Below are 19,745 nucleotides of genomic sequence, written 5' to 3' on the forward strand. Positions count from 1 at the left end.
CGGGTGACTGGGTGAGCTTCGACGGCGGTGAGCACCAGGTGGTCGCGGTGGCAGGCACGTCGGTGCGGCTGCGCGCTCAGGCCGGTACGGAGCAGGTGGTGCTGGCCTCCTTCCTGATGGCCGCGCCGGACTTCGCCGTGGTGGACGGGACGACATTGCCCGGGATGGAGCCGTTCGGGCTGTTGGACGGCCTGCCGGAGGAGATCCTCGTTGAGGCGCGGGACTGGGAACGGCATGTGGTCGAGGTGGAGACCGGCCTACCGCCCGACGCCGAGCCAGGCGCGGCAGCGCGGCCGGAGTACGACCCGGTGGCCCGCACGGTAGTGCAGCGCACCGAGGCCAAGGCTGCCGAGTTGGGTGTTGGCTATCGGACGGTGGAGCGGATGCGCGCCCGGTACGCGCAGCAGGGTTTGTGGGGGTTGGTGGACCGGCGGGCGGTGCGGGTTCGGGAGGCTACCGGGCGGGCGGACGCGCGGCTGGTGGCGGTGGCTCGTCAGGTGATCGATGCCGAGACCCATGTGTCGACGGGCACTCGTGGGCGATTGATCCGGCAGGTGGTCAAGGCGGTGGAGGACATTCACGGGCCGGGGGTGGTGCCGCTGCCGGGCCGTTCGACGTTCTACAAGCTGATCGATGCGTTGTCGACCGGGCGGCACACGTTCGGGTCGGCGGTGACCCGCCGGCAGACGGCGAACCGGCCGCAGGGGGTGTTCACGCCGACGTTCGCCGCGCGGCCGGGTGAGCAGGTGCAGATCGACTCGACTCCGATCGACGTGATGGTGCTGCTTGAGTCGGGAATGCCGGTTCGGGCGGACCTGACGATCGCGGTCGACGTGGCGACCCGGACGATCTGCGCGGCGGTGCTGCGGCCGGTGGGCACGAAGGCGGTGGACGCGGCGTTGCCGCTGGCCCGGATGCTGGTGCCGGAGCCGATGCGGCCGGGCTGGTCGGCGGCGCTGCGGATGTCCGCCTCGCGGCTGCCGCACGCCCGGCTGGTGGACGTGGACGCCCGGATGGAGTTGGCTGCGGCGAAGCCGGTGATCGTGCCGGACACCATCGTCATCGACGGCGGGAAGGTGTTCGTGTCGGAGACGTTCACCCGGGCCTGCGCCCGGTTGGGCATCTCGGTGCAGAACTGCCGCCCGGGGACGCCCACGGACAAGGGAGTCGTGGAGGCTACCTTCGACGCGATCAACACCCTGTTCTGCCAGCACGTGGCCGCCTACACCGGCTCCAATACGACGCTTCGGGGCGACCGGGTGGACGCCCAGGCGGCGTGGACAGTGCCCGACTTGCAGGACCTCCTCGATGAATGGCTGCTCTGCGGGTGGCAACCTCGCCCCCACGACGCGCTGCGCGACCCGTACTTCCCGCGCCGGGCGATCTCGCCCAACGACAAGTACGCCGCCCTGGTCGCCGCCGCCGGCTACCTGCCGCTGGTGCTGACCGGGGAGGACTATCTGGAGCTGCTGCCGGTTGCCTGGCGGCAGATCAACGATTACGGCGTCCGGATCGACTACCGCACCTACGACAGCCCTGAGCTGGGGCCGTGGCGGCGGCAGCACTCCGGCGTCACAGCCCGGCGGGGGTTGTGGGAGGTGCACTACGACCCCTACGACCTGTCGCAGGTGTTCGTCCGGACCCCGCACGGGTGGGTCACCGCCGCATGGACACACCTGCCGATGGTCTCGGCGCCGTTCGCGGACTTCACCTGGCGCCATGCCCGCCGGCTGGCGGCGCAGGCCGGCCGGGACGACACCAACGAGACCGAGGTGGCCCGCGTCCTCGACGAGCTGCTCACCCGGGCTCAGGCCGGCCCGCCAGCGGACAAGGCGAGTGCCCGGGTCGCGGCGCGGACCAGGGTCGCTGCTGCCGCGCACCGGCCCCCACCCGCCGAGGAATCCGCAGAAAAGGCTGACGAAGACGACGAGTTGGCCGGGCAGACGAGTACGACCGTGGTCCCGATGGGGATCTTCGACGCCCGTGCCGAGGCCGAGAGGTGGCCGTATTGACCGCCATCCTGCCCCGCCCGCGCACCGGGGAACCCGACGACGCTGAGCCGTCGGTGGAGAATCCGTTGACCACCAAGGAGGGATGGCGGCGGTTCGTGGACACCGAACCGAACCCGCCGGCCCTACTGACCGAGGCGGCGTTGGCGGGGCTGAGCGCGGGGCGGCGGGTCGGGTATGACGAGGCGCGAATGGAGTACCACGCCGATTTGCCGTTGGTGAACACGCCGGTCATCCGGCAGGTCATCGCGACGAGCCGGTTGCTGATTCAGCTCAACCGCAACCAGGTCTCCGCCCGCCGGGGCGTGATCATCAGCGGGGCGTCGGGCACCGGCAAGACCACCGCGCTGAGCCAGCTCGGCCGGGCGCACGAACTCGCCGCCCGCCGGCGGCACCCGCAGGATCGGCACCGGTTGCCGGTCGTCTACATCACGGTCCCTCCGGCGGCGACACCACGAATGGTGGCGGTGGAGTTCGCCCGGTTCTTCGGCCTACCAGCACCTCGTTCGGCGAACCTTACCGACGTGACCAACGCGGTCTGCGCCACCGCCGCCCGCACCCACGTCGACCTGGTGCTCGTCGACGAGATACACAACATCAGCCTCGCCACCCGGGCCGGCGCGGAAGTGTCGGACACGCTGAAGTACTTCGCGGAACGGCTGCCGGCCACGTTCATCTACGCCGGCCTGGACGTCGACGAGATCGGCCTGTTCGCCGGCACCCGGGGCCGGCAGATCGCCGGCCGGTTCACCCTCATCCCCGCGCGGCCGTTCGACTACGGCACCAGCGAGCAGCGTGAAACCTGGCGCGGTCTCGTCTCGACCATGGAGGCCAGCCTGCGGTTACACCGCCACCAGCCCGGCACTTTCACCGGGCTGGACGAGTACCTGTTCGCCCGCACCAGCGGCATGATCGGCAGCCTGTCGCACCTGGTGCGCGGCGCGGCGGTCCTGGCCATCCAGGACGGCACCGAGCAAATCACGAAAGATCTGCTCGACCTGATTCCCGTCGACCACGCCGCGCAACGTGCCCACGTCCAGCGACCGGGCCGGCGCGGCAAGGCCAAGAAGTGAACGACTGGCGGCGGCTGCCGATCCCACTGGCGCCCGCGCGGCACGAAACCCTCACCTCCTGGCTGCGCCGTCTCGCCGCAGTGCACGGACTACCCAGCAGCACGCTGGACCAGCACGTCGGCATCCAACGGCGCGTCAGGCACGTCGACGCCGCCGCTGCCGCGCTGCGCCGGCTTGCGGCCATCACCGGCTACCAGCCCGTTGGACTGGCCTGGGCGCTGCCCGAGCTGCGACTTCCGCCAGCGGACTGGCGCAGCCTGCGTCACCTGGCCCAACGCGCCTGCCCCCGCTGCACCGCTCGGCATGAAGGCGGCCAGGTGCGACAACTGTTCGCCCACGACGAGTACCTGTGCACCCGGCACGGATACTGGATCGGCCCACCGGACGGAATCCACGACGACCCGCCCCTCTCGCTCGCCGCACGGCTGCCCGAACTGGTCGCCGCGCAACACCGGCTGCGGCGCGCCACCCGCCGACACGGCTGGGCGGCCACCTTCGACGCCACCGTCTCGGCGACCCGCATCTGCCTGGACCTGCGGTTCAGCGCACCACATCACCCCCTCTGGCGACGGTGGGAACAGCGTCTCCACCTGCTCATGCCAGGCGGCTACCGGCGGTCGCTGTTCATGGCCGCGATCTTCCCGGAAGTCACCGCGCTCGCCGCAGTGATCGCCTCACCCACCGGACGAGCCGTGACCGCGCAACAACGGCCGGTGGAGTTCCGTCCCTTCCTCGACGCCTGCGCGCACGCACTGGACTGCCGAGGCACGGCCGACGCAATCACAGACGCGACCATGACCTGGGCAAACGCCCGCGCGGCGCGTTCCCGGATGGAGCCCGCCGCCATCTACCCCGACACGATCCACCACCACGACGGCAGCCCTCGCGTCACCGAGAAGCAGGTCCTGGCCGAGGAACGCATCGCGCACCGCTTCGCCCGGGACCGACGCGCACCCCGCACCTTCAGCCCAGTAGCGCCGCTGCCCTACGCCCACCGGCCAGCACCAGCCGCCACCGGGAGGTCGAACTGATCCCAAAGGTCCACGAACGCGGCCCCATCCACGGGCTCGGCCCGCTACTGCGCTACCTGTTCGGCCCCGGCGAGAACAACCACCGCGGCGGCAAGCACGACAATCCTCGCGTCATCGCCGCCTGGGCCTACGCCACCTGCGGCAACCTCTCCGACCTGCAACCACCGGCGAACCCAAACGGCCGCCGCTCGCCACGACGACTAACCGAACTCCTCACCCAACCCGTCACCATCGGCTGGAAACCCCCCACCCTGCCGGTCTGGCACTGCTCAATCCACAACCACCCCGACGACCCGATCCTGTCCGACCACCAGTGGAAACACATCGCCACCGAGATCACCGCCGCGACCGGCATCGCCCCGCACGACGACCTGTCCGCAGCCCGCTGGATCGGCATCCGCCACGCCGACAACCACATCCACATCGTCGCCACCCTGGTCCGCCAAGACCGCCGCACCGTCTGGCCACGCAGCGACTACCGCCGCTGCCAAGCCTGCTGCCGCTACCTCGAACAGCACTACCAGCTACACCGCGTCCACGGCCACCACGCCAACAAACGCCTCCCCACCCCAGCCGAGCTCAACAAGACCACCCGCCAACACCGCGAGGAAGTACCCCGCCACCAACTCCGACGCGCAGTCCACGCCGCCGCCGACGCCAGCACCGACGAACAGGACTTCCTCGACCGTCTCCGCGCGTCCGGCCTACTCGTCCGGCCCCGCACCGACCCCACCAACCCGACCCAGCTCACCGGCTACGCCGTCGCGCTGCCCGAAGACCACAACGCCGCCGGAGACACGATCTGGTACAGCGGATCCACCCTCGCCGCCGACCTCAGCCTGCCCCAACTACACCGCCGCTGGCAGACACGATGACCACCAATCCACCCGCCGGGCGCCGTCACCGCCCGCACATATCCCCAAGCCGGCAGAACCGCCTCTCCGTCCGCCTCAGCGACGACGAACACCACGAGATCGTCACCACCGCCCACCAACTCGGGCTCACACCAACCGGGTTCTGCGCCCAAGCCGCCCTCGACACCGCCCGCAACCTAAACACCACCGCCCACGAGCAGATCGAGAACGAAAGCCTGGCCAGGCTGCAATCGGAACTGTTCCAAACCCGCGTCGCGCTCAACCAACTCCGCGCCGAGCTCAACCACACCCGCGATCACCAAGGCCCGACAGACGATCTGGACAGAACCATCACCAACGCCGCTCAAGCCCTAGGCAACCTCGACAGCATCGCGTCCCGAGTCCATCACCGACTCAGACCGCCAAGATCCACCGAATCCGCCAGCTAAACCTGGACGCCCGCGAACCGAACCATCCGGACCTAGATGGCGGAGCCCAGCTCAGCGCCGTCCACGTTCGCCACCTTCAAGCGGAGCGGACAACCAGCGGCTGCCGGCCAGGTCAGGCCTGTTGCGATCCTGGGCCGACGAGCCCTCTGGCCAGAGAGCGTGCGCCTGGCCGGCAGCCACCTCATACGGATGCCCGACGGACGGGAGCTCATGGCGCGCTACTTCTGCGGTCTGGACTGGGGCGAGCGCCACCACGACATTGCGGTCATCGACCAGACCGGCACGCTCGTCGCCCAGTTGCGGATCACCGACACCGCCGACGGGCTGGCCGAACTCCTCACCGCTTTGAAACAGGTCAAAGCCAGCCGTCGGGACATCCCGATCGGGATCGAGACCGGCCGTGGTCTGATCGTCGCCGGGCTGCGTAAGGCCGGCCAGCCGGTGGTGGTGCTCAACCCCACCCAGGTCGCCCGCTACCGCGATCGGCTGGCCGCCCAGCGTAAGAAGTCCGACCGCACCGACGCGCACCTACTCGCCCACATCCTGCGGGTCGACGGCGACGCCCACCGGCCCCTGTCGGTGGCGAGCCCACTGTCCGAAGCGATCCGAGAGCTGGCCCGGGCGCACCGGAAGCTGGCGCACGACGGCCGGTGGTCCGCCGCCCGGCTCCGTTCCCGGCTGTGGGAGTTCTTTCCTGCCGCCTTGGACGCCTGGCCCCAACGAGCCGGTCTGACCCGGCCGGACGCCCGGACCATCCTGGCCGCCGCGCCCACCCCCGGCAGAGCGGCGCTGCTGACCCATCAGCGTCTCGAAGACCTCCTCGCCGCTGCGGGACGCACGCGCCTGATCGCCGACGAGGCCGATCGGCTGGCTGGCATGTTCGCCAGGCCGGCGCTGCGGCAGCCACCGGAGATCGAGGACGCGATGGGTCACCAGACGAGCGCCCTCGTCGCCCAACTCGACGTCACGATCGCCAACGCCGCCCGCCTACTCGATCAGGTCGAGCAGCTCGTCGACCAGCACCCGCAGGCGGTGATCTACCGCAGCATGCCCGGTGTCGGCCCGATCCTCGCCGGCCGGCTCCTCGGCGAGCTCGGTGACGACCCCGGCCGCTTTCCCACCGCGCGGCACTTGCGCGCCTACTGCGCCGCCACCCCGATCACCTGGGCCTCCGGCAGTTCCCACCGGCACAGCCACCGCCGCCGTGCCAACCCGGTCCTGGCCGAGGCCGGTCACCTGTGGGCCTTCGCCGCCCTGACCCGCTCTTCCGGGGCACGCGCGTTGTACGACCGCCGTCGGAAAGCCGGTGACCGGCACGCCGCCGCACTGCGCCGCCTCTACGCACACCTGCTCGGCAGCCTGCACTACTGCCTGCGCCACAACGTCACCTTCTCCGAAACCCGGGCCTTCCGCGCGCTCGGCGAGCCGGCCGACGTCGCCGAGCCCGCGGGCCAGGAGTCGGGATGACCGCCGGCCCGGTGGAGGCCGGGACACGCCTCACATCTGCTCCCGGGCCCAGAGCCCTCGCGCGGGATCGGCACCCGACCTCCTCCCGACCGGCCGTCCCCACACTCGGCCTTCGCATCGATCAAGGCCGCAGAACCCGACACGCTCAGCCTCGCGCCCCAAGGCCGCGCCAATCACGACGACCTGTCACGGCCTGCCCGACCTGCCAGCGCAGGTCCACAAACGCAGCCGGCCCGTGGGACCACGGGCCGCACCGTGCCATGCCGAAGTCACCGCGAGCTGGACGAGCAGCGCGTGGTGTCGCACGAGGCGGTCACCGTCGTCCTTCCGGCCGCCCCTGCGACGACCGTGTCCACGGTTTACCAGATCAGCCATCGATGTAGGAGAGCCGCCCCATGTCCGGGTCGTATGAGATCACTGTGCCGCCGTCGGATGACGGCGCGGTCAAGCCGTGGCGCAAGCTGTTGACGGGTCTGGACGTGGACCAGCCCGGTGGCGGCGCCTGCCAGGGCCACTGGCTCGATCCCGCAGCGGTTTACGAACTGCCCAGCGGGGCGTTGATCGTGGGCTGCGACCGGACAGAGCAGGGGCACCGTACCCGGCTGTGGCGGATCACCCGAGACGGCGGGCTCAAGATCGAACGGGATTCGCAGTTCCGGCAGGCCAAGTCCGCGTTCGGCGACTCGATCCGCGCCACGTTACGCGCCGCGTTGACGAGGTACCCGGCCCCGTTGACGACGCCGCCTCGAATGGTGACCGCCGCGCCACCGCGCGCCAACACCCGGGCAGGCGGATGCGCGCGCTGCCGGCAGACAGTGCCGGCCGAGGCGGGCCACCTCGTCCGTGCCGATGGCCGGACGGTCGTCGTCCACTACCCGGCCTGCCCGCCTCCGCCGCCGAGGCCGAACCGGTACCCAGGCGCGTGCCTGCACTGCCGGGGCTGGATCGAGGCGGACGAGGGCATCCTGGTCGACTACCTCGGTGACCTGATGCCCGCACACGGCGCGAACCGGCATGCGTGCCCGCCGCCCGAACAGCGCAGACCAGCGCCGCACCGGCCGAGCACCAACCCCACCCCCTGCCGGCGGTGCGGCCAGATGATCCCCGCCGGTGACGGCGAACTTCACGGTGACGGAGCCCGCCACCCCGGTGACTGCCCGCCGCACGCTGACGGGTACACCGGCCCGACGTGGACGATCGGTTACGGCCTGCCCGGACCGCAGCGGCCCAAGCCGGCCGGCGGCTACCGGGTCGGTGAGACGCTGCGCGCCACCCTGTACGAGACCGCACACCCAGTGCCGGTGGAAACGCCCGGCCACCGGCGGGCCGAGGAGGGACAGCGGGTGTCCGCGATCGTGACCGTGCTGGCCGAGCGCACGCCGGTCTACTACGGCGACGAGGACGGCAACGTCCCCTGTGCCGAACTGCTCGATGACGGCTGGTACTTCCAGGCGGTCGTGCGCCCGGCCACCGATGCGGAAGCCGGCCCGTTGCTGGCCGTCGAGGATCGCGACGCCCGCCGGGCAGAGCTGCAGCGGCAGTGCCGCGAGCTGCTGTCCTGGCCATACGCCGCGCATCCGGACGCGGACCGGCCGATGGCGCCGAACCTGGACGGCGCGGTGCGGGTGCCGCACCGCGCAGGCCGGAACGGGCACTGGGCCAGAGCCGAGGACGAAATCCGTGTCGACGAGGCGACCGAGGTGGTGTGGACGCTTGTCTACAACGGCGCCGACGGCGATGACTGGTCGCTGAGCAACCACGGCCCCTACATCGCCATCGCACAGCCGCTGACCGGCCCGCGGCGGGCGCTGATCGCCGCGCTGCGCGCGGAGTACGCCATCGTCGACCTGGCCCACCACGCCGCAGTCGGCGAGGACGCGGCGCAGGCGCTTCTGGCCGCCGGATGGACGGCGGAACAGGCCGCCGCCGAACTCGGCGGGTTCACGCTCACGACCGCCGCCGACGTGACCGAACTCTTCGCCCACACCGTCCTGTGGACAGCCTCAGGCTGGCTGGTACCCCGCGAGACGGGCCGCCGCCGCTTCCCGCTACCAGACGCCCTGCGCCTAGCCGACGCCGGTATCGACCACGCCCGGGCCACCGCACTGGCCGCCGCCGGCATTCCTGTGACGCAGATGCCCACCGCCGCCGCTCCAGCCGTGCCCGACACCGCCACCCGGGTGGTCATCAAACCGGCCCGCAAGCACGGCCATGCAATGGTCACCACCGAACCGCAGACCGCTCGGACCTGGCTGGCCGCCCACCCGGACCACTGGCGGGCCGACCTGCTCATGGTCGCCACCGGCGTCCGGTGCGTGCACGCCGGGGCCGACTGGTCACTGTGGGACGACGGCAGCCTGGTCCTCCGCAGCATGTGGATCGACCGGGCCGAACGTGACCAGATGCCCCGCACCCTCGCACCGGCCGCCGTCACCGCCCTGAACCTCGTCGTGGCCGGCGGAGCCGGAACCCCGATACGCCAACGGCCCGTGTGGCACCCGCTGCGCGACGCCACCGACCACACCGCCACCACCGTCGACGAGCGGGACACCACCGGGGCCAACTCCTGGACAGGCAAAAAACTCACCCGACACGACTTCACCCTTCCCACCGGCACCGTCACCTGGTGGGAACTCACCACCTACCACGGCGGATGGGCCGGCGGCGACGCCGACCACAACGAACAAAGCCAGGTGTGGCCGGACGAAACCACCGCCCGCACCGCCTACCGCAACCACCAACTCTGACGCCCTACCGCACAGGCCCTCGCCGAGTCGGCGGCGCGTTCGATGGTGTACAGCTGTAACGGCCATAGACGCGGACGGTGGGAGCACGCCGACTCACGGCCCGCGCATGCTCTGACCTTCGGCGCGGATGGTTGTTCCTGGATGAAAGGGGTCTACACCGTTCGTGCAGTCTCGCGACTTGTCGGGAATCCGGTGTGCGAACGGATGATGGGATCGAGGACGTTTTGTGCTGACTATATCCAACAGTGCGCGGAGTAGCGGGCCGAGCGACGTAGGCCACGACCGCGGCGGCGGCCTCGGGAGTGGGCTGCCAGAGAGGCACGTCCGGACGCCTACCCGGCGGCAGCTGGCTACGCGCCGTGACGCTCAGTCGGCGGCATGTGCAGCGTAGCCGATCTTGCACCTAATGCCGGACGGACTTCGACGTGATCGAACGCTGCATGAAACCCTTTAACCTGTTTGCATGACCGACACCGTCGGCGCCTGACAGCACCCGTCAGGCGCACCGCTGACAGTTTCCGAATCTGACAGCACAGCGACAGCCATGAGTGCCGCTCTGACAGTGCAGGTCAGCGCGCTGCGCGGCTGATCGCGCGACTGCGGTCCTGACAGATCAGGCCGCTACCGTTTCGGCACCACATCACATCCACATATCTCCACCCCGGTTCGGTCCCACCTGACCGCCCACCGCCGCACCCCGGCGGCACACGATGCCCACCCGCCTTCGGGCCGGTCGGCACCCGCGCCGCGCGGCGACCGGCAGGTCGTACCCAACCACCAGCACCACCTCTCTCCCGAACCGACCCATGCACCCGGTGGGTCGGTCATTCCCGCGTGCCTTCGCACGCCCCCGACAGTCCGAGGAGGACCCGTCATGGCAGCTATCCCCACCGGCGCCACCGGCACCACCGGCACCGCCGTGGCCCCTGCGGCCGTCCGCATGATGCTCGTCTGCATTTCCGACGAGTTGCCCTACGAGTCACTGACGCCCCGTCATCTCGAGCGGCACTTCGGTGTCCAGGGCAGCCTGCATGCCCGCCTCTGGGCCACGCCGGCGCTGCGGATTTGGCAGCGCCGGTCGATGATCGATCTGCGCAAGGGCCGCCCGGCCCTCTGCGCCGGCGGACCCGTTCGGCTGCTCGACCTGGCCGGCAGGCGCCACGCCGCAACGATGGGCGCGGGCATTCGTCACCAGTGGTGGCAGCGGGCCGTGCAGGGCACCAAGCCGGCGAGCCCGTGGCCGGTCTACGAGGCCCGGCACCTGGCCGACCCGGCCAAGTACCCCCTCGACAAAGCCGGTGACGACTTCCGGAACCAGCCCCGCGTCAACGCGATGCGGATGCACAACGCTACGTACCCGAGTACACCGCTGGTCCTGGAAGAGCTGGAGATGTACCAGGCAGGCCAGGCGGCATACCAGCAGTACGCGGCCAGCTGGGTCATCGTCGGTGACGCATTGCTCACCCTCAACGGCGACCAGTTGGTACCCGCGAGCGACAGGATGACCGACCGGGTCACCTACCTGGAGAAGGCCAACCGCTACCTCGAGACCCTTGAGGACACCCAGCGGCTGCTCGCGGTCACCCTCTGACACCCCCAATAGGCACTGCTGCGGAACCGGTCGGAACCAGCACACCCAGACTCCCGGCACCCGAGGGAAGCGCGTGTGACTGGTCCGACCGGCTCCACCTATCGGCAAACACGCCCACGACGACACGAAGGAGGAGCCAGTGATCGTCAACCTGACCCCGCACCCGCTGAACATCTACCCGTACGACACTCCGGACCACATCTGTTCCGGCGATGTTCTTCCGATACGGGTGCTGCCGCCGTCGGTGCAGCACCAGCCGGCACGGCTGGGATCCCAGGTGATCGGCGAGGAACGTATAGACGACGCCATCCCGGTCATGCGGGTCGCGTTCGGCCCGGGTAACGGCCGGTTCAGCGACCTGCCGGACCCCGTCCCGGGGACCTGGTATGTGGTGTCGCTGGTCGTCGGCTTCGCCGCGGCGCACCGCGACGACCTGCTGGTGCTCCACCAGTACGTCCGCGACATGGACGGCCGCATCATCGGATCCCGCGCGCTGGCCCGCCCGGCAACGGCAGCCGCCGCCCCGGCGCACCCCAGCGAACGCGCGGTGACCGCCGTGACCGCGACACCAGGCAAAGCGAAGCCGTGGTGCAACTACTCGGTCCACCGCACCACGAGCCCTCGCCGGGGTTCGGGCGGCAGGACGAACAAGACACCGCACGGTGTCAGCAAGCGACGCTGGCGTCGCCGCAGATACGACTGGTGGCGGCAGCAACAGTTCCCCCCGGCCGGGCCCTGCTCGCCCAGCCATCCGTAACCAGCAAGCGCTACGGGGCGACGCCTCGGCCCACCGGATCGCACCGGCGGCCCCGGGCACCCTCGCACGCCCCGATGGCCGCATACGGAACCGGTCGGACCCCGCGCACGCACGCTCCTCGCACCGTGAGGACACGCCGGTGACGGGCCCGACCCGCTCCACCTCCTGGCAACCACCGGCCACCCGGCCGACGCCGGTGCACGCACGCGCGCACGGAAACCGCCTCGGCCATGCGGGCGCAGGACAGGCCGACCGCTGACCGGCGCCAGCGCCGAACGCGCCGCGGTGCTGCCGGCGTCACCGGGTGAACAGCCAAACCGGCCTCAAAACGCCCGCCGGCATCCCCACTCTGATCCGGCTGCTCAACACCTGGACAGGTACCGGATCCGGCTGCTGCCACGCCGCCTCTCCCGCTGCTGCGGGGGTCGCGCACGCCCGGCGTCCCAGGGGTTGGGGGCGCTACACCATCGCCGCGGCCAGCGAAACGGCCGCCCTTTCCCTCTTCCGGCGGCCGTCGACCGACCGCCGTCACCCGTCACTCCGCGAAGGAGGAGTCTGCCCATGCACCCGCTACTCTGGTTCGCCCTCGCCGGCGCGCTGCGTCTGGCCGAACACGCCAGCGCCGCACCGGCCGACCCGCGCCGCCCCGGCAGCCCGTTCGGGAACGCCCCGGCGCTGCGGCTGATCGTCGAAACCGTGCCCGGCCTGCGGCCGGTCGTGTACCTGCTCAGCTGCGGCGTGCCGTTACCGGGCAGGCCCGTGGCGCTGTACGCCGCGCGGACCCCGGCCCCGCCCGACGGCTGGCCCACCGATCCGCACGAGGTCATCGACCTCAACCAGCTTGTCCCGGCCGGCACCACCACCGGCCGGCCCCTGCCGGTCGCCCGCGGCTGGTACCTGCCGCTGCGTCGGCCCGGCCAACGGCCGCTGCTCGAGACGATGCGCGCCGCCGCCGATGCCGGCTACAGCCACCTGGTGATCGACGCTGCCACCCTCACCTTCACGGTCGCCAGGCGCCGCCACCGGCACCCGCAGCCATGCTGACCCCTGCCGAACAGTCACCGCCGACAGTGCCCGGCCGCGCCCTTATCGGCGCGATCAGCCCAACCAGGCAGGTCGTCGCGGCCCGCCCGATCGCACAGCACGCCGATCCCGACAACGTCATCGCCACGCTGCGACAAATGTGGCGGGACACGTTCGCCCGCCGCACCTCGGCGATGCTTGCCGCGCTACTCGCCATCGACTGGCAATACCTGCGCGCAGGCGATGCCGCCGGGCACCGCCCGGCCGCGGCAGCCAAGCACGCCGTCGCAGGCAGCGGCGGCATCGGCATGCCCAGCACCCGGCACCGCCAGCACCGGCCGGTGAGCTTCTGCCTCGCCCAACCCGGCGACCTCGCCGTCGACTGGATCTACCTGATCGACCCGGTCGCCGACACCGTCGCGGTCTACACCGGCGACGGCCGGCCCACGGCGCTGCACCGGCTCACCGGCTGACCTCAGCTCGCCCGCACCGGAGCCGCCGCAAGTTTTTCGCCCGCTTGCCAGTCGCATCTCCCATGCAAGGCCGGGGCACGGGCCGCGCGGCCCGTGCCCTGGCCTTGCCCACCCGGAAGGGAAGTACCCTGCTGTGTCCCGTTTCTGGTTCCGCCTCGCCGAGGTCCTGCCGATCGCCGAGCACGCCCTCGCCTGCCCGCAGCACCGGATCACCAGCGCGCAGGCCGGTGCCGGTGATCTCCTTCGTCCCGCGCTGCTGTGCACCCGCATCTGGGGACAGGAGACGCTGCGTTCCAACGGGGTACCAGTCTGGTACGACCGGCATCAGGACGCCGTGCACGGCGCGCAGGCCAGCACCTGGTGGCACCGCGCCACGAATCGGCGCGGCACCGACGAGCAGCCGCTGCCGGAACACCGGATCCTTAGCCTGCGGCAGCGCCACCGCGGCGGGCGCCCGCCGCTGATCACCCTGCTGCGCGAGGGTGCCCGCCGCCGCGCGCACTGGTTCGCCATCAACACCGACCCGGCCCTGGCCGACCGGCCCGAGCGGTTCGAGTTGCACGGCCACCGCGACGACATCGTCCCCGCCGACGCCCACTGGCAGCAGGCGGTCGTGACCGCCGCGGCGGTCGCCGATGGCAGGTACCCGGCGCTGGTAGCTGACGGCTACAGCACCCGCGGCGACGATGTGCTGCCCCGCTTCGACCGGCGCACCGTCGAGACGATGATCGCCGACCTCGACGCCCTGCACGCCGGAACCAACCCCCACACCGACCCGATGCCCGGCGAGTACACGGTGCTGCGCATGCACCGCGGCACCGTCATCGTCCTCTGGGAACACGACGGCGGCAGCCGCACCCGGCTGGTAGAGATCGACCGGGTCAAGCCCGACCCGGACGGCTACTACAGCATCGGCGCATACCACTGGCCGTGGACCCGCACCGAGGGCCCCGTGAATGCCGCGCGGCGCCGACCGTCGCGCGGTCGGCGGCCCCTGCGACGACGCGCCGACGCGGCACCGCCAGCCGATTCCGGCCTGCCTGGCGTAGCCGCCTGAACGCCCGGCGAAACCACCTCGTCTTACATCCGCTTCGAAGGAGGCACCCCAGCATGTCGTATCGACTGTGGTTCCGGCTCGCCGACGTCCTGCCACTCGCCGAGCACGCCATGTCCTGCACCACCCACCGCACCACCAGCGCCCAGTCGCTCGCCCAGGCCCCGCCCGGGCCGGCTCTGATCTGGACCGGCAACCCGATAATGGACCTGCTGACCTCCGGCGGCATGCCCGCCTGGTACAGCGAAGGCGGCACCATCCACGCCGCCGAGGCCCACACCTGGCGATACATCAACGCCCGTCGCTACGGCATTGCCCGGGTCGACGGCTACGACACCGCGTACCTGCCGCTGGATGTGACCCGGAGCCAGCTGTCCGTCATCGACGTGCTACGCGACGTGCGGCGCACCAACCGGCACTGGGTCACCGTGGACATCGACCCAGCCGACCGGCACCTCATCCCGCCGGGCCGCGTGCGCGCCGTCGACCACCGCGACCAGCTTGTCCCAAACGGCGCGGAATGGGTACCGGCCACCGTCACCAGCAGCGCGGTCGGCGGTACCGGGTATCCGGCGCTGGTGGCGGACGACTACCACAACAACGCCGGCTTCGAACTGCCCCGTTTCGACCGGCCCACCATCGAGCGGATGATCGCCGACCTCGACGCGATGCCCGCCGATGCGACGCCCGACCGGCGCGCGCACCTGCACCTAGGTGGTGTCCTGCGGATCATGGAGTGTGGTCGGGTACGGCACGGAGCCAGTCGAGCATCTCGATGAGGTCCAGTGTGGCTTCGTAGCTTTCGATGAGCTTGTCGTACCTGGTCGCCAGGCCTCGCCAGTGTTTGCGTCGACCGAAGCCACGTTCGACCTGGTTGCGGTGGGTGTATGCGCTGGTGTCGAAGTCTGGGGGACGGCCGCCTGATGATCCTTTCCTTGTCCGGTTGGCTTTCTGGTCGGCGCGTTCGGGGATCACGGCGGCAATCTTGCGGGCCCGCAACGCGGCCCGGTTCGCCTTGGACGAGTACGCCTTGTCCGCGGTCAGCGAGTCCGGACGCTTACGGGGACGGCCGACGCCGCCGGGTCGGGTCACGGCGATCTGATCCAACAAGGGCACCAGCTGCTTGGTATCGGAGGCCTGGCCCGGGGTGATCCGCGTGGCGAGCGAACGGCCTCGCCCGTCGGCCATAGTGTGCACCTTCGTGGTCAACCCTCCCCGGGAACGACCCAGACCCTGACGTGCCTGCGAATCCTTGGTGGTGAGCCCCCTTTACGGGCACCGGCGGCGTGCTGGTGAGCGCGCACGACCGTGGAATCGACCTGAGCGTCCCAGTCGATGTCACCGTCAGCCTCAGCCAACGCGACCACCTGCTGCTTGAGACGGGTCCAGGTGCCGTCGGCAGCCCACCGGCGGAACCGTTCATGACTGGTCTTCCACGGCCCGTACCGCTCGGGCATGTCCCGCCACGGCGACCCGGTCCGTTTCACCCAGCAGATCCCGTTGATCACCTGCCGGTGATCGCGCCACTGCCCACCACGACGGGGCTGCGCGGGCAGCAACGGCTCCAACACCGCCCACTCGGCATCAGTCAAATCAAAACGCGCCACGACCAGAACAACGAACCACCATCAAGATCCGCCGGACACCACCTAGATGGAGACGCGGTGACAGTGTTCGAGGCGTACCACCACGGGGCGGGCACCAGCTACCGCGAGGTTGACCGGGTCCGCGCCGACAGCGCCGGCCGTTTCGGACTGGGTGCCTTCCTGTGGGACTGGCGTCTCGACATCCACTCGCCGCAAGGGTCGCCATCTGGCGCTCCGCCGCAGTCCGGACGGTCGTCATGACTGACGGTGGCAGTGACGGGGAGCGACGCGACGCCGAGCCGCTAGACGCGCATCGCCTCGTCCCCACCGCAGCGCTACACCCGGCCAAACCTGCTCATCCGCCGGGCATTGACGGCAGTCCGTACGTCATCGCACGCGTCGCACGGCGACCTGCTCGACGTAGGAGCGGACCTGCCCCGTGATCCACCCACCCTGGAACTGGTAACCCGCCAGATCCAGGCCACCCACCAGTTTCGTCGGGGAATCGCGCCGGCCGCGTGCCACAACCCGGGGCGTTCCCCGGGGCGGGCACGCGGCCCCGGCGTGGTGTCCCCCGCTGACCGAAGGAAGGATGCCATGTTCGAGCCATCCGCGCTGATCACCAACCTGCTCGCCGCCGTCGCCCTGAAGGACTCCGCCGGCGCGGGAATGCGGGCGGTCATGCAGCGCGAACAAGACTTTCCCAGCCCGACACAGGCCCGGCTTACCGGGGTTGCCCTGGACCCGAACGGCCGCGCCTACGCCGACGAGATCCTGGACACGTACTGGTCGGACGAGCGGCACCGCCGAGAACTGTTCAGCTCCGGCAGCAGCACCCGCGAGGTCATCATCGGCAGTGGTGTCCACGCGGCCATCTACGCGGCGATCCGCGTCCTGCGCGGCTACCCGAAGCCGCTGGTGTTGGAGCGCGCCGACCGCGTCGGGGGCAACTTCGCCATGACCGGCTGGCCGACTTTTTTTCTCAACTCCCGTAACCGGGCAGGTGCCGGAGGATTGGCAGGCGATCTTGGGGCGAGCCTGAACTACCTGCCGGGCGCGCCGATCCAGGCGGCGGACCTGAGCATGCGCGAATACATCACGAACGCGGACATGGCGTTCGCGGTCCGTCTCGCGCTGGCGCAGTATGCCGACGTGGTGCCCAACGCCAACGTCGTGTCCGTGAACCCCGACTCCCCCGGAGTGGAAATCGGGATCGAGGGCGACGCGTCGCTGCTCGCCGGACGGGTACTCGACGCCCGCGGCGTGGGAGACCCGAACGATCAGGACGTCGCCGACGGCGTCACGATTCTCACCTTCCCGCAGTTCATGCGGCGGATGGCCGGTGCGTGGCCGCTGCGTGGAGTACGTCGTGTCGCGGTGATCGGTGGCGGCGACTCCGGCAAGTGCGCCGTCGAGTCCTGCCTGGGCATCGGGCCGCAGCCGTTCATGGCCGCTATCGGCGTGGACCAGGTGGACCGGGTCGACTGGTACGCCGTCGGCCTGCCGACCACGTGCGAGCGGTGGCAAGAGGACATCCGCGGCAGGTACCAGGCCATCGGCCGCTACCTGCGGCCGGACCGGTTCGGCGCGCGTCGACTCACCGTGCTGCCCCGCACGGCACGGCCGGTCGCGCTGCCCGGCGCGGGTCTCGTCGACGGCCGCATGTACGACGTTGTCGTTCTCTGCACCGGCAACCGGGAGACGATCATCGACGGTCTCACCGTCGCAACGTTCGAGGAGTACACGACCGCCGACGGGGCCGCCGTCGCACGCGAGCACGACACCCTGCCGGTGTTCCGCGTCGGCCCCCACGCGCGGCTGCCCTTGAGCACGCGGGAACGTACCGACGGTGTCGCGGCCATCGCCGCGAACGAGGTCTCGATCTTCCGGACGGCGCCCAAGACCGCCGCGCTGGCAGCGACCCTCCCCCCAGTGACGCGGGATTAGCCGCAGGGGCTCCCCGCATCCAGCCTCAGGCGCGGGAGACCGCGGCGGCGTGTCGTCAGCGGCGCCCCTGCCGAAGGCCCAGGGGAGCTACGCGAGGGCTCCGGGCCGCCACGGAAAATGCATCCCGCCTGCGGCGACCGGCCGGCACCGCAGCCTCTGACACCGACCGGTCCCAGCCTCGATCTATGCGGCGCCCGTAGAAAACGGGCGATGCTGGTGCGTCTCCGGGTCCCGCTATCCGGTGCCAAACTCGGCCTCCGACGCCCGATAAGCCGCTGTCTCCCACGGCAGAACCCACCACAGTTTCCGGCACTTTGTTGCCTTTCAATGAAAGGATTAAGCCCGATGGCTACCAGAACGATAACCGTCGTACGCGACGACTTCGACGGATCGACCGACGGCATTGGAACCTACCGGTTCGCTTTCAACGGCGTGCTGTACGAGATCGACCTGTCCCGCCAGAACTTCGACCGGATGGCCGCCGCCTTCCAGCCCTTCATCGCCGCCGCCACCCGTCTGCCGAAATCGACGGCGAAACCGCAGACGGACAACCACAACAACGCAAGTCGCCGCGCGCTCAACGCCCGTATCCGGCGCTGGTGGGCCACGCAGTGGCGGGAGCGCAGCCTGCCCGAACCCCGGACCCACGGGTCAATTCCGTCGGCGGTCCGCGACGCCTACAACGACGCCAATTAGCTCCGGCGCACGGCGCCGGCAAGCCCGTGGACACCAAGCTCGGCATGACGGACCCGCCCTGCGGGGTTAGCCACAGACGATGTGCCGGGTCCGGCGTGGACGCGGCAGCAGGCATGGTCGCGACCTACCAGGCGGTCGGTTAGCGGCCCTCACCCCAGGCAGCCCGGGGGCGGGCGTTTGACGTTGGCGCGCTCACGCCCACCCCCGGTGCTCCTTCAGCACAAGGAGCGACAACCAGTGTCTCAGACAACAAACACCCTCCTCACCGCCACCGGCGGCCTCCTCGCCGGACTCACCACCGCCGGCCTGTGGGCACTACACCTACAAACCCACCTGACCCGCGCCCGCACCCGGACCCGGAACCAGAAGCGCGTCATCCTGCAAGCACACACCCTCATCGAAACCCTACGAACCGAACGCGACACCTACCACCAGCAGGCAACCCAAGACGACACCACCGGCCTGCCCAACCGCCGCGCCGCCATCACACACCTGACACACGCGACCGAAACCCACAACGACGTCGGCGTCATCGTCATCGACCTCGTCGGGTTCAAACTCATCAACGACCGACTCGGACACCGCGCCGGCAACACCCTGCTGTCCCAAGTCGCCGAACGCCTCCGCCGCCTGACACAGTCCGACGTCTACCCAGCCCGGCTCTCCGGCGACGAGTTCACCCTCATCGTGCACGGCGGCCTCGACCGCACCATCTCCGTGGCCGCCCGAGCATGGTGGGACATCAGCCGAATCCCATTCCTCCTCGACGGCAGACAAATCGACATCGTCGCCAGCGTCGGCTACACCACCACCCACCACGCCGGCCACGACCCCGACAACCTGCTACACCTCGCCGACATCGCCATGTACTGGGCCAAAACCAACGGCGGCGTCATACACGCCTACGCCGAACACATGGGCGACACCCCCACCGACGGACGCCCCCGCGACTGGCCCCCACCCCACGAGAACTGACACCGCCACAGCC

General features: G+C 70.4%; 17 protein-coding genes. 16 read left to right on the forward strand and 1 reads right to left on the reverse strand.

Annotated elements, in window-relative coordinates; all coding sequences use genetic code 11:
• Window positions 1-11: 11 nt before the first annotated feature.
• From ACN27G_RS29015 to ACN27G_RS29075, 13 genes are all read left to right on the forward strand, one after another.
• Window positions 12-2,012 (forward strand): Mu transposase C-terminal domain-containing protein, encoded by a 2,001-nt coding sequence (locus ACN27G_RS29015; RefSeq protein ID WP_421495886.1) that lies wholly within the window; start codon window positions 12-14, stop codon window positions 2,010-2,012.
• Complete coding sequence (locus ACN27G_RS29020; protein ID WP_421495887.1) at window positions 2,009-3,082, forward strand: TniB family NTP-binding protein; 1,074 nt, start codon at window positions 2,009-2,011, stop codon at window positions 3,080-3,082. Before ACN27G_RS29015 ends, ACN27G_RS29020 begins: the two co-directional genes overlap by 4 nt.
• Window positions 3,079-4,113, forward strand: a complete 1,035-nt coding sequence (locus ACN27G_RS29025) for a TniQ family protein (RefSeq protein ID WP_421495888.1) — start codon at window positions 3,079-3,081, stop codon at window positions 4,111-4,113. The genes ACN27G_RS29020 and ACN27G_RS29025 overlap by 4 nt, the downstream gene beginning before the upstream one ends.
• Before the next feature lie 299 nt (window positions 4,114-4,412).
• Window positions 4,413-4,988: a hypothetical protein gene (locus ACN27G_RS29030; protein WP_421497496.1), complete on the forward strand. Its 576-nt coding sequence runs from the start codon at window positions 4,413-4,415 to the stop codon at window positions 4,986-4,988.
• Window positions 4,985-5,416: a plasmid mobilization protein gene (locus ACN27G_RS29035; RefSeq protein WP_421495889.1), complete on the forward strand. Its 432-nt coding sequence runs from the start codon at window positions 4,985-4,987 to the stop codon at window positions 5,414-5,416. The genes ACN27G_RS29030 and ACN27G_RS29035 overlap by 4 nt, the downstream gene beginning before the upstream one ends.
• Before the next feature lie 189 nt (window positions 5,417-5,605).
• Window positions 5,606-6,883 carry an IS110 family transposase gene (locus ACN27G_RS29040; protein ID WP_421495890.1) on the forward strand — a complete coding sequence of 426 codons (1,278 nt, stop codon included), beginning with the start codon at window positions 5,606-5,608 and terminating at the stop codon, window positions 6,881-6,883.
• A 395-nt stretch (window positions 6,884-7,278) separates the two neighbouring features.
• Complete coding sequence (locus ACN27G_RS29045) at window positions 7,279-9,630, forward strand: hypothetical protein (RefSeq protein ID WP_421495891.1); 2,352 nt, start codon at window positions 7,279-7,281, stop codon at window positions 9,628-9,630.
• Between the two features lie 874 nt (window positions 9,631-10,504).
• Window positions 10,505-11,221, forward strand: coding sequence for a hypothetical protein (locus ACN27G_RS29050; RefSeq protein ID WP_421495892.1), 717 nt, complete (start codon window positions 10,505-10,507; stop codon window positions 11,219-11,221).
• A gap of 139 nt (window positions 11,222-11,360) precedes the next feature.
• A complete protein-coding gene (locus ACN27G_RS29055) occupies window positions 11,361-11,978 on the forward strand; it encodes a hypothetical protein (RefSeq protein WP_421495893.1) in 618 nt (205 codons plus the stop codon).
• Window positions 11,979-12,539: 561 nt separating this feature from the next.
• Entirely contained in the window at window positions 12,540-13,022 is a 483-nt protein-coding gene (locus tag ACN27G_RS29060; protein ID WP_421495894.1) for a hypothetical protein, read from the forward strand.
• Window positions 13,016-13,474 (forward strand): hypothetical protein, encoded by a 459-nt coding sequence (locus ACN27G_RS29065; RefSeq protein WP_421495895.1) that lies wholly within the window; start codon window positions 13,016-13,018, stop codon window positions 13,472-13,474. Before ACN27G_RS29060 ends, ACN27G_RS29065 begins: the two co-directional genes overlap by 7 nt.
• 133 nt (window positions 13,475-13,607) lie before the next feature.
• Window positions 13,608-14,531 (forward strand): hypothetical protein, encoded by a 924-nt coding sequence (locus tag ACN27G_RS29070; protein WP_421495896.1) that lies wholly within the window; start codon window positions 13,608-13,610, stop codon window positions 14,529-14,531.
• A 53-nt stretch (window positions 14,532-14,584) separates the two neighbouring features.
• A complete protein-coding gene (locus ACN27G_RS29075; protein WP_421495897.1) occupies window positions 14,585-15,307 on the forward strand; it encodes a hypothetical protein in 723 nt (240 codons plus the stop codon).
• On the opposite strand, the gene ACN27G_RS29080 is transcribed toward ACN27G_RS29075, so the two are convergent.
• A protein-coding gene (locus ACN27G_RS29080) for an IS5 family transposase (protein WP_421495817.1) occupies window positions 15,258-16,135 on the reverse strand; the annotation gives its coding sequence in 2 pieces (ribosomal slippage) (window positions 15,258-15,785 and window positions 15,788-16,135; 876 coding nt in all). The two genes, ACN27G_RS29075 and ACN27G_RS29080, sit on opposite strands and share 50 nt — an antisense overlap.
• Before the next feature lie 576 nt (window positions 16,136-16,711).
• Between ACN27G_RS29080 and ACN27G_RS29085 the strand changes: the two genes are divergently transcribed.
• The 3 genes from ACN27G_RS29085 (at window position 16,712) to ACN27G_RS29095 (ending at window position 19,732) form a co-directional block, all read left to right on the forward strand.
• On the forward strand, window positions 16,712-18,061 hold the full coding sequence (locus ACN27G_RS29085; RefSeq protein ID WP_421495898.1) for a hypothetical protein: 1,350 nt from the start codon (window positions 16,712-16,714) through the stop codon (window positions 18,059-18,061).
• 345 nt (window positions 18,062-18,406) lie between these two features.
• On the forward strand, window positions 18,407-18,757 hold the full coding sequence (locus tag ACN27G_RS29090; RefSeq protein WP_421495899.1) for a histone-like nucleoid-structuring protein Lsr2: 351 nt from the start codon (window positions 18,407-18,409) through the stop codon (window positions 18,755-18,757).
• Window positions 18,758-18,994: 237 nt separating this feature from the next.
• On the forward strand, window positions 18,995-19,732 hold the full coding sequence (locus ACN27G_RS29095) for a diguanylate cyclase domain-containing protein (protein WP_421495900.1): 738 nt from the start codon (window positions 18,995-18,997) through the stop codon (window positions 19,730-19,732).
• Window positions 19,733-19,745 lie beyond the last annotated feature (13 nt).

Origin of the sequence: Plantactinospora sp. WMMB334 (genome assembly GCF_049179095.1) — a bacterium.
Taxonomy (GTDB): Bacteria; Actinomycetota; Actinomycetes; order Mycobacteriales; family Micromonosporaceae; genus Plantactinospora.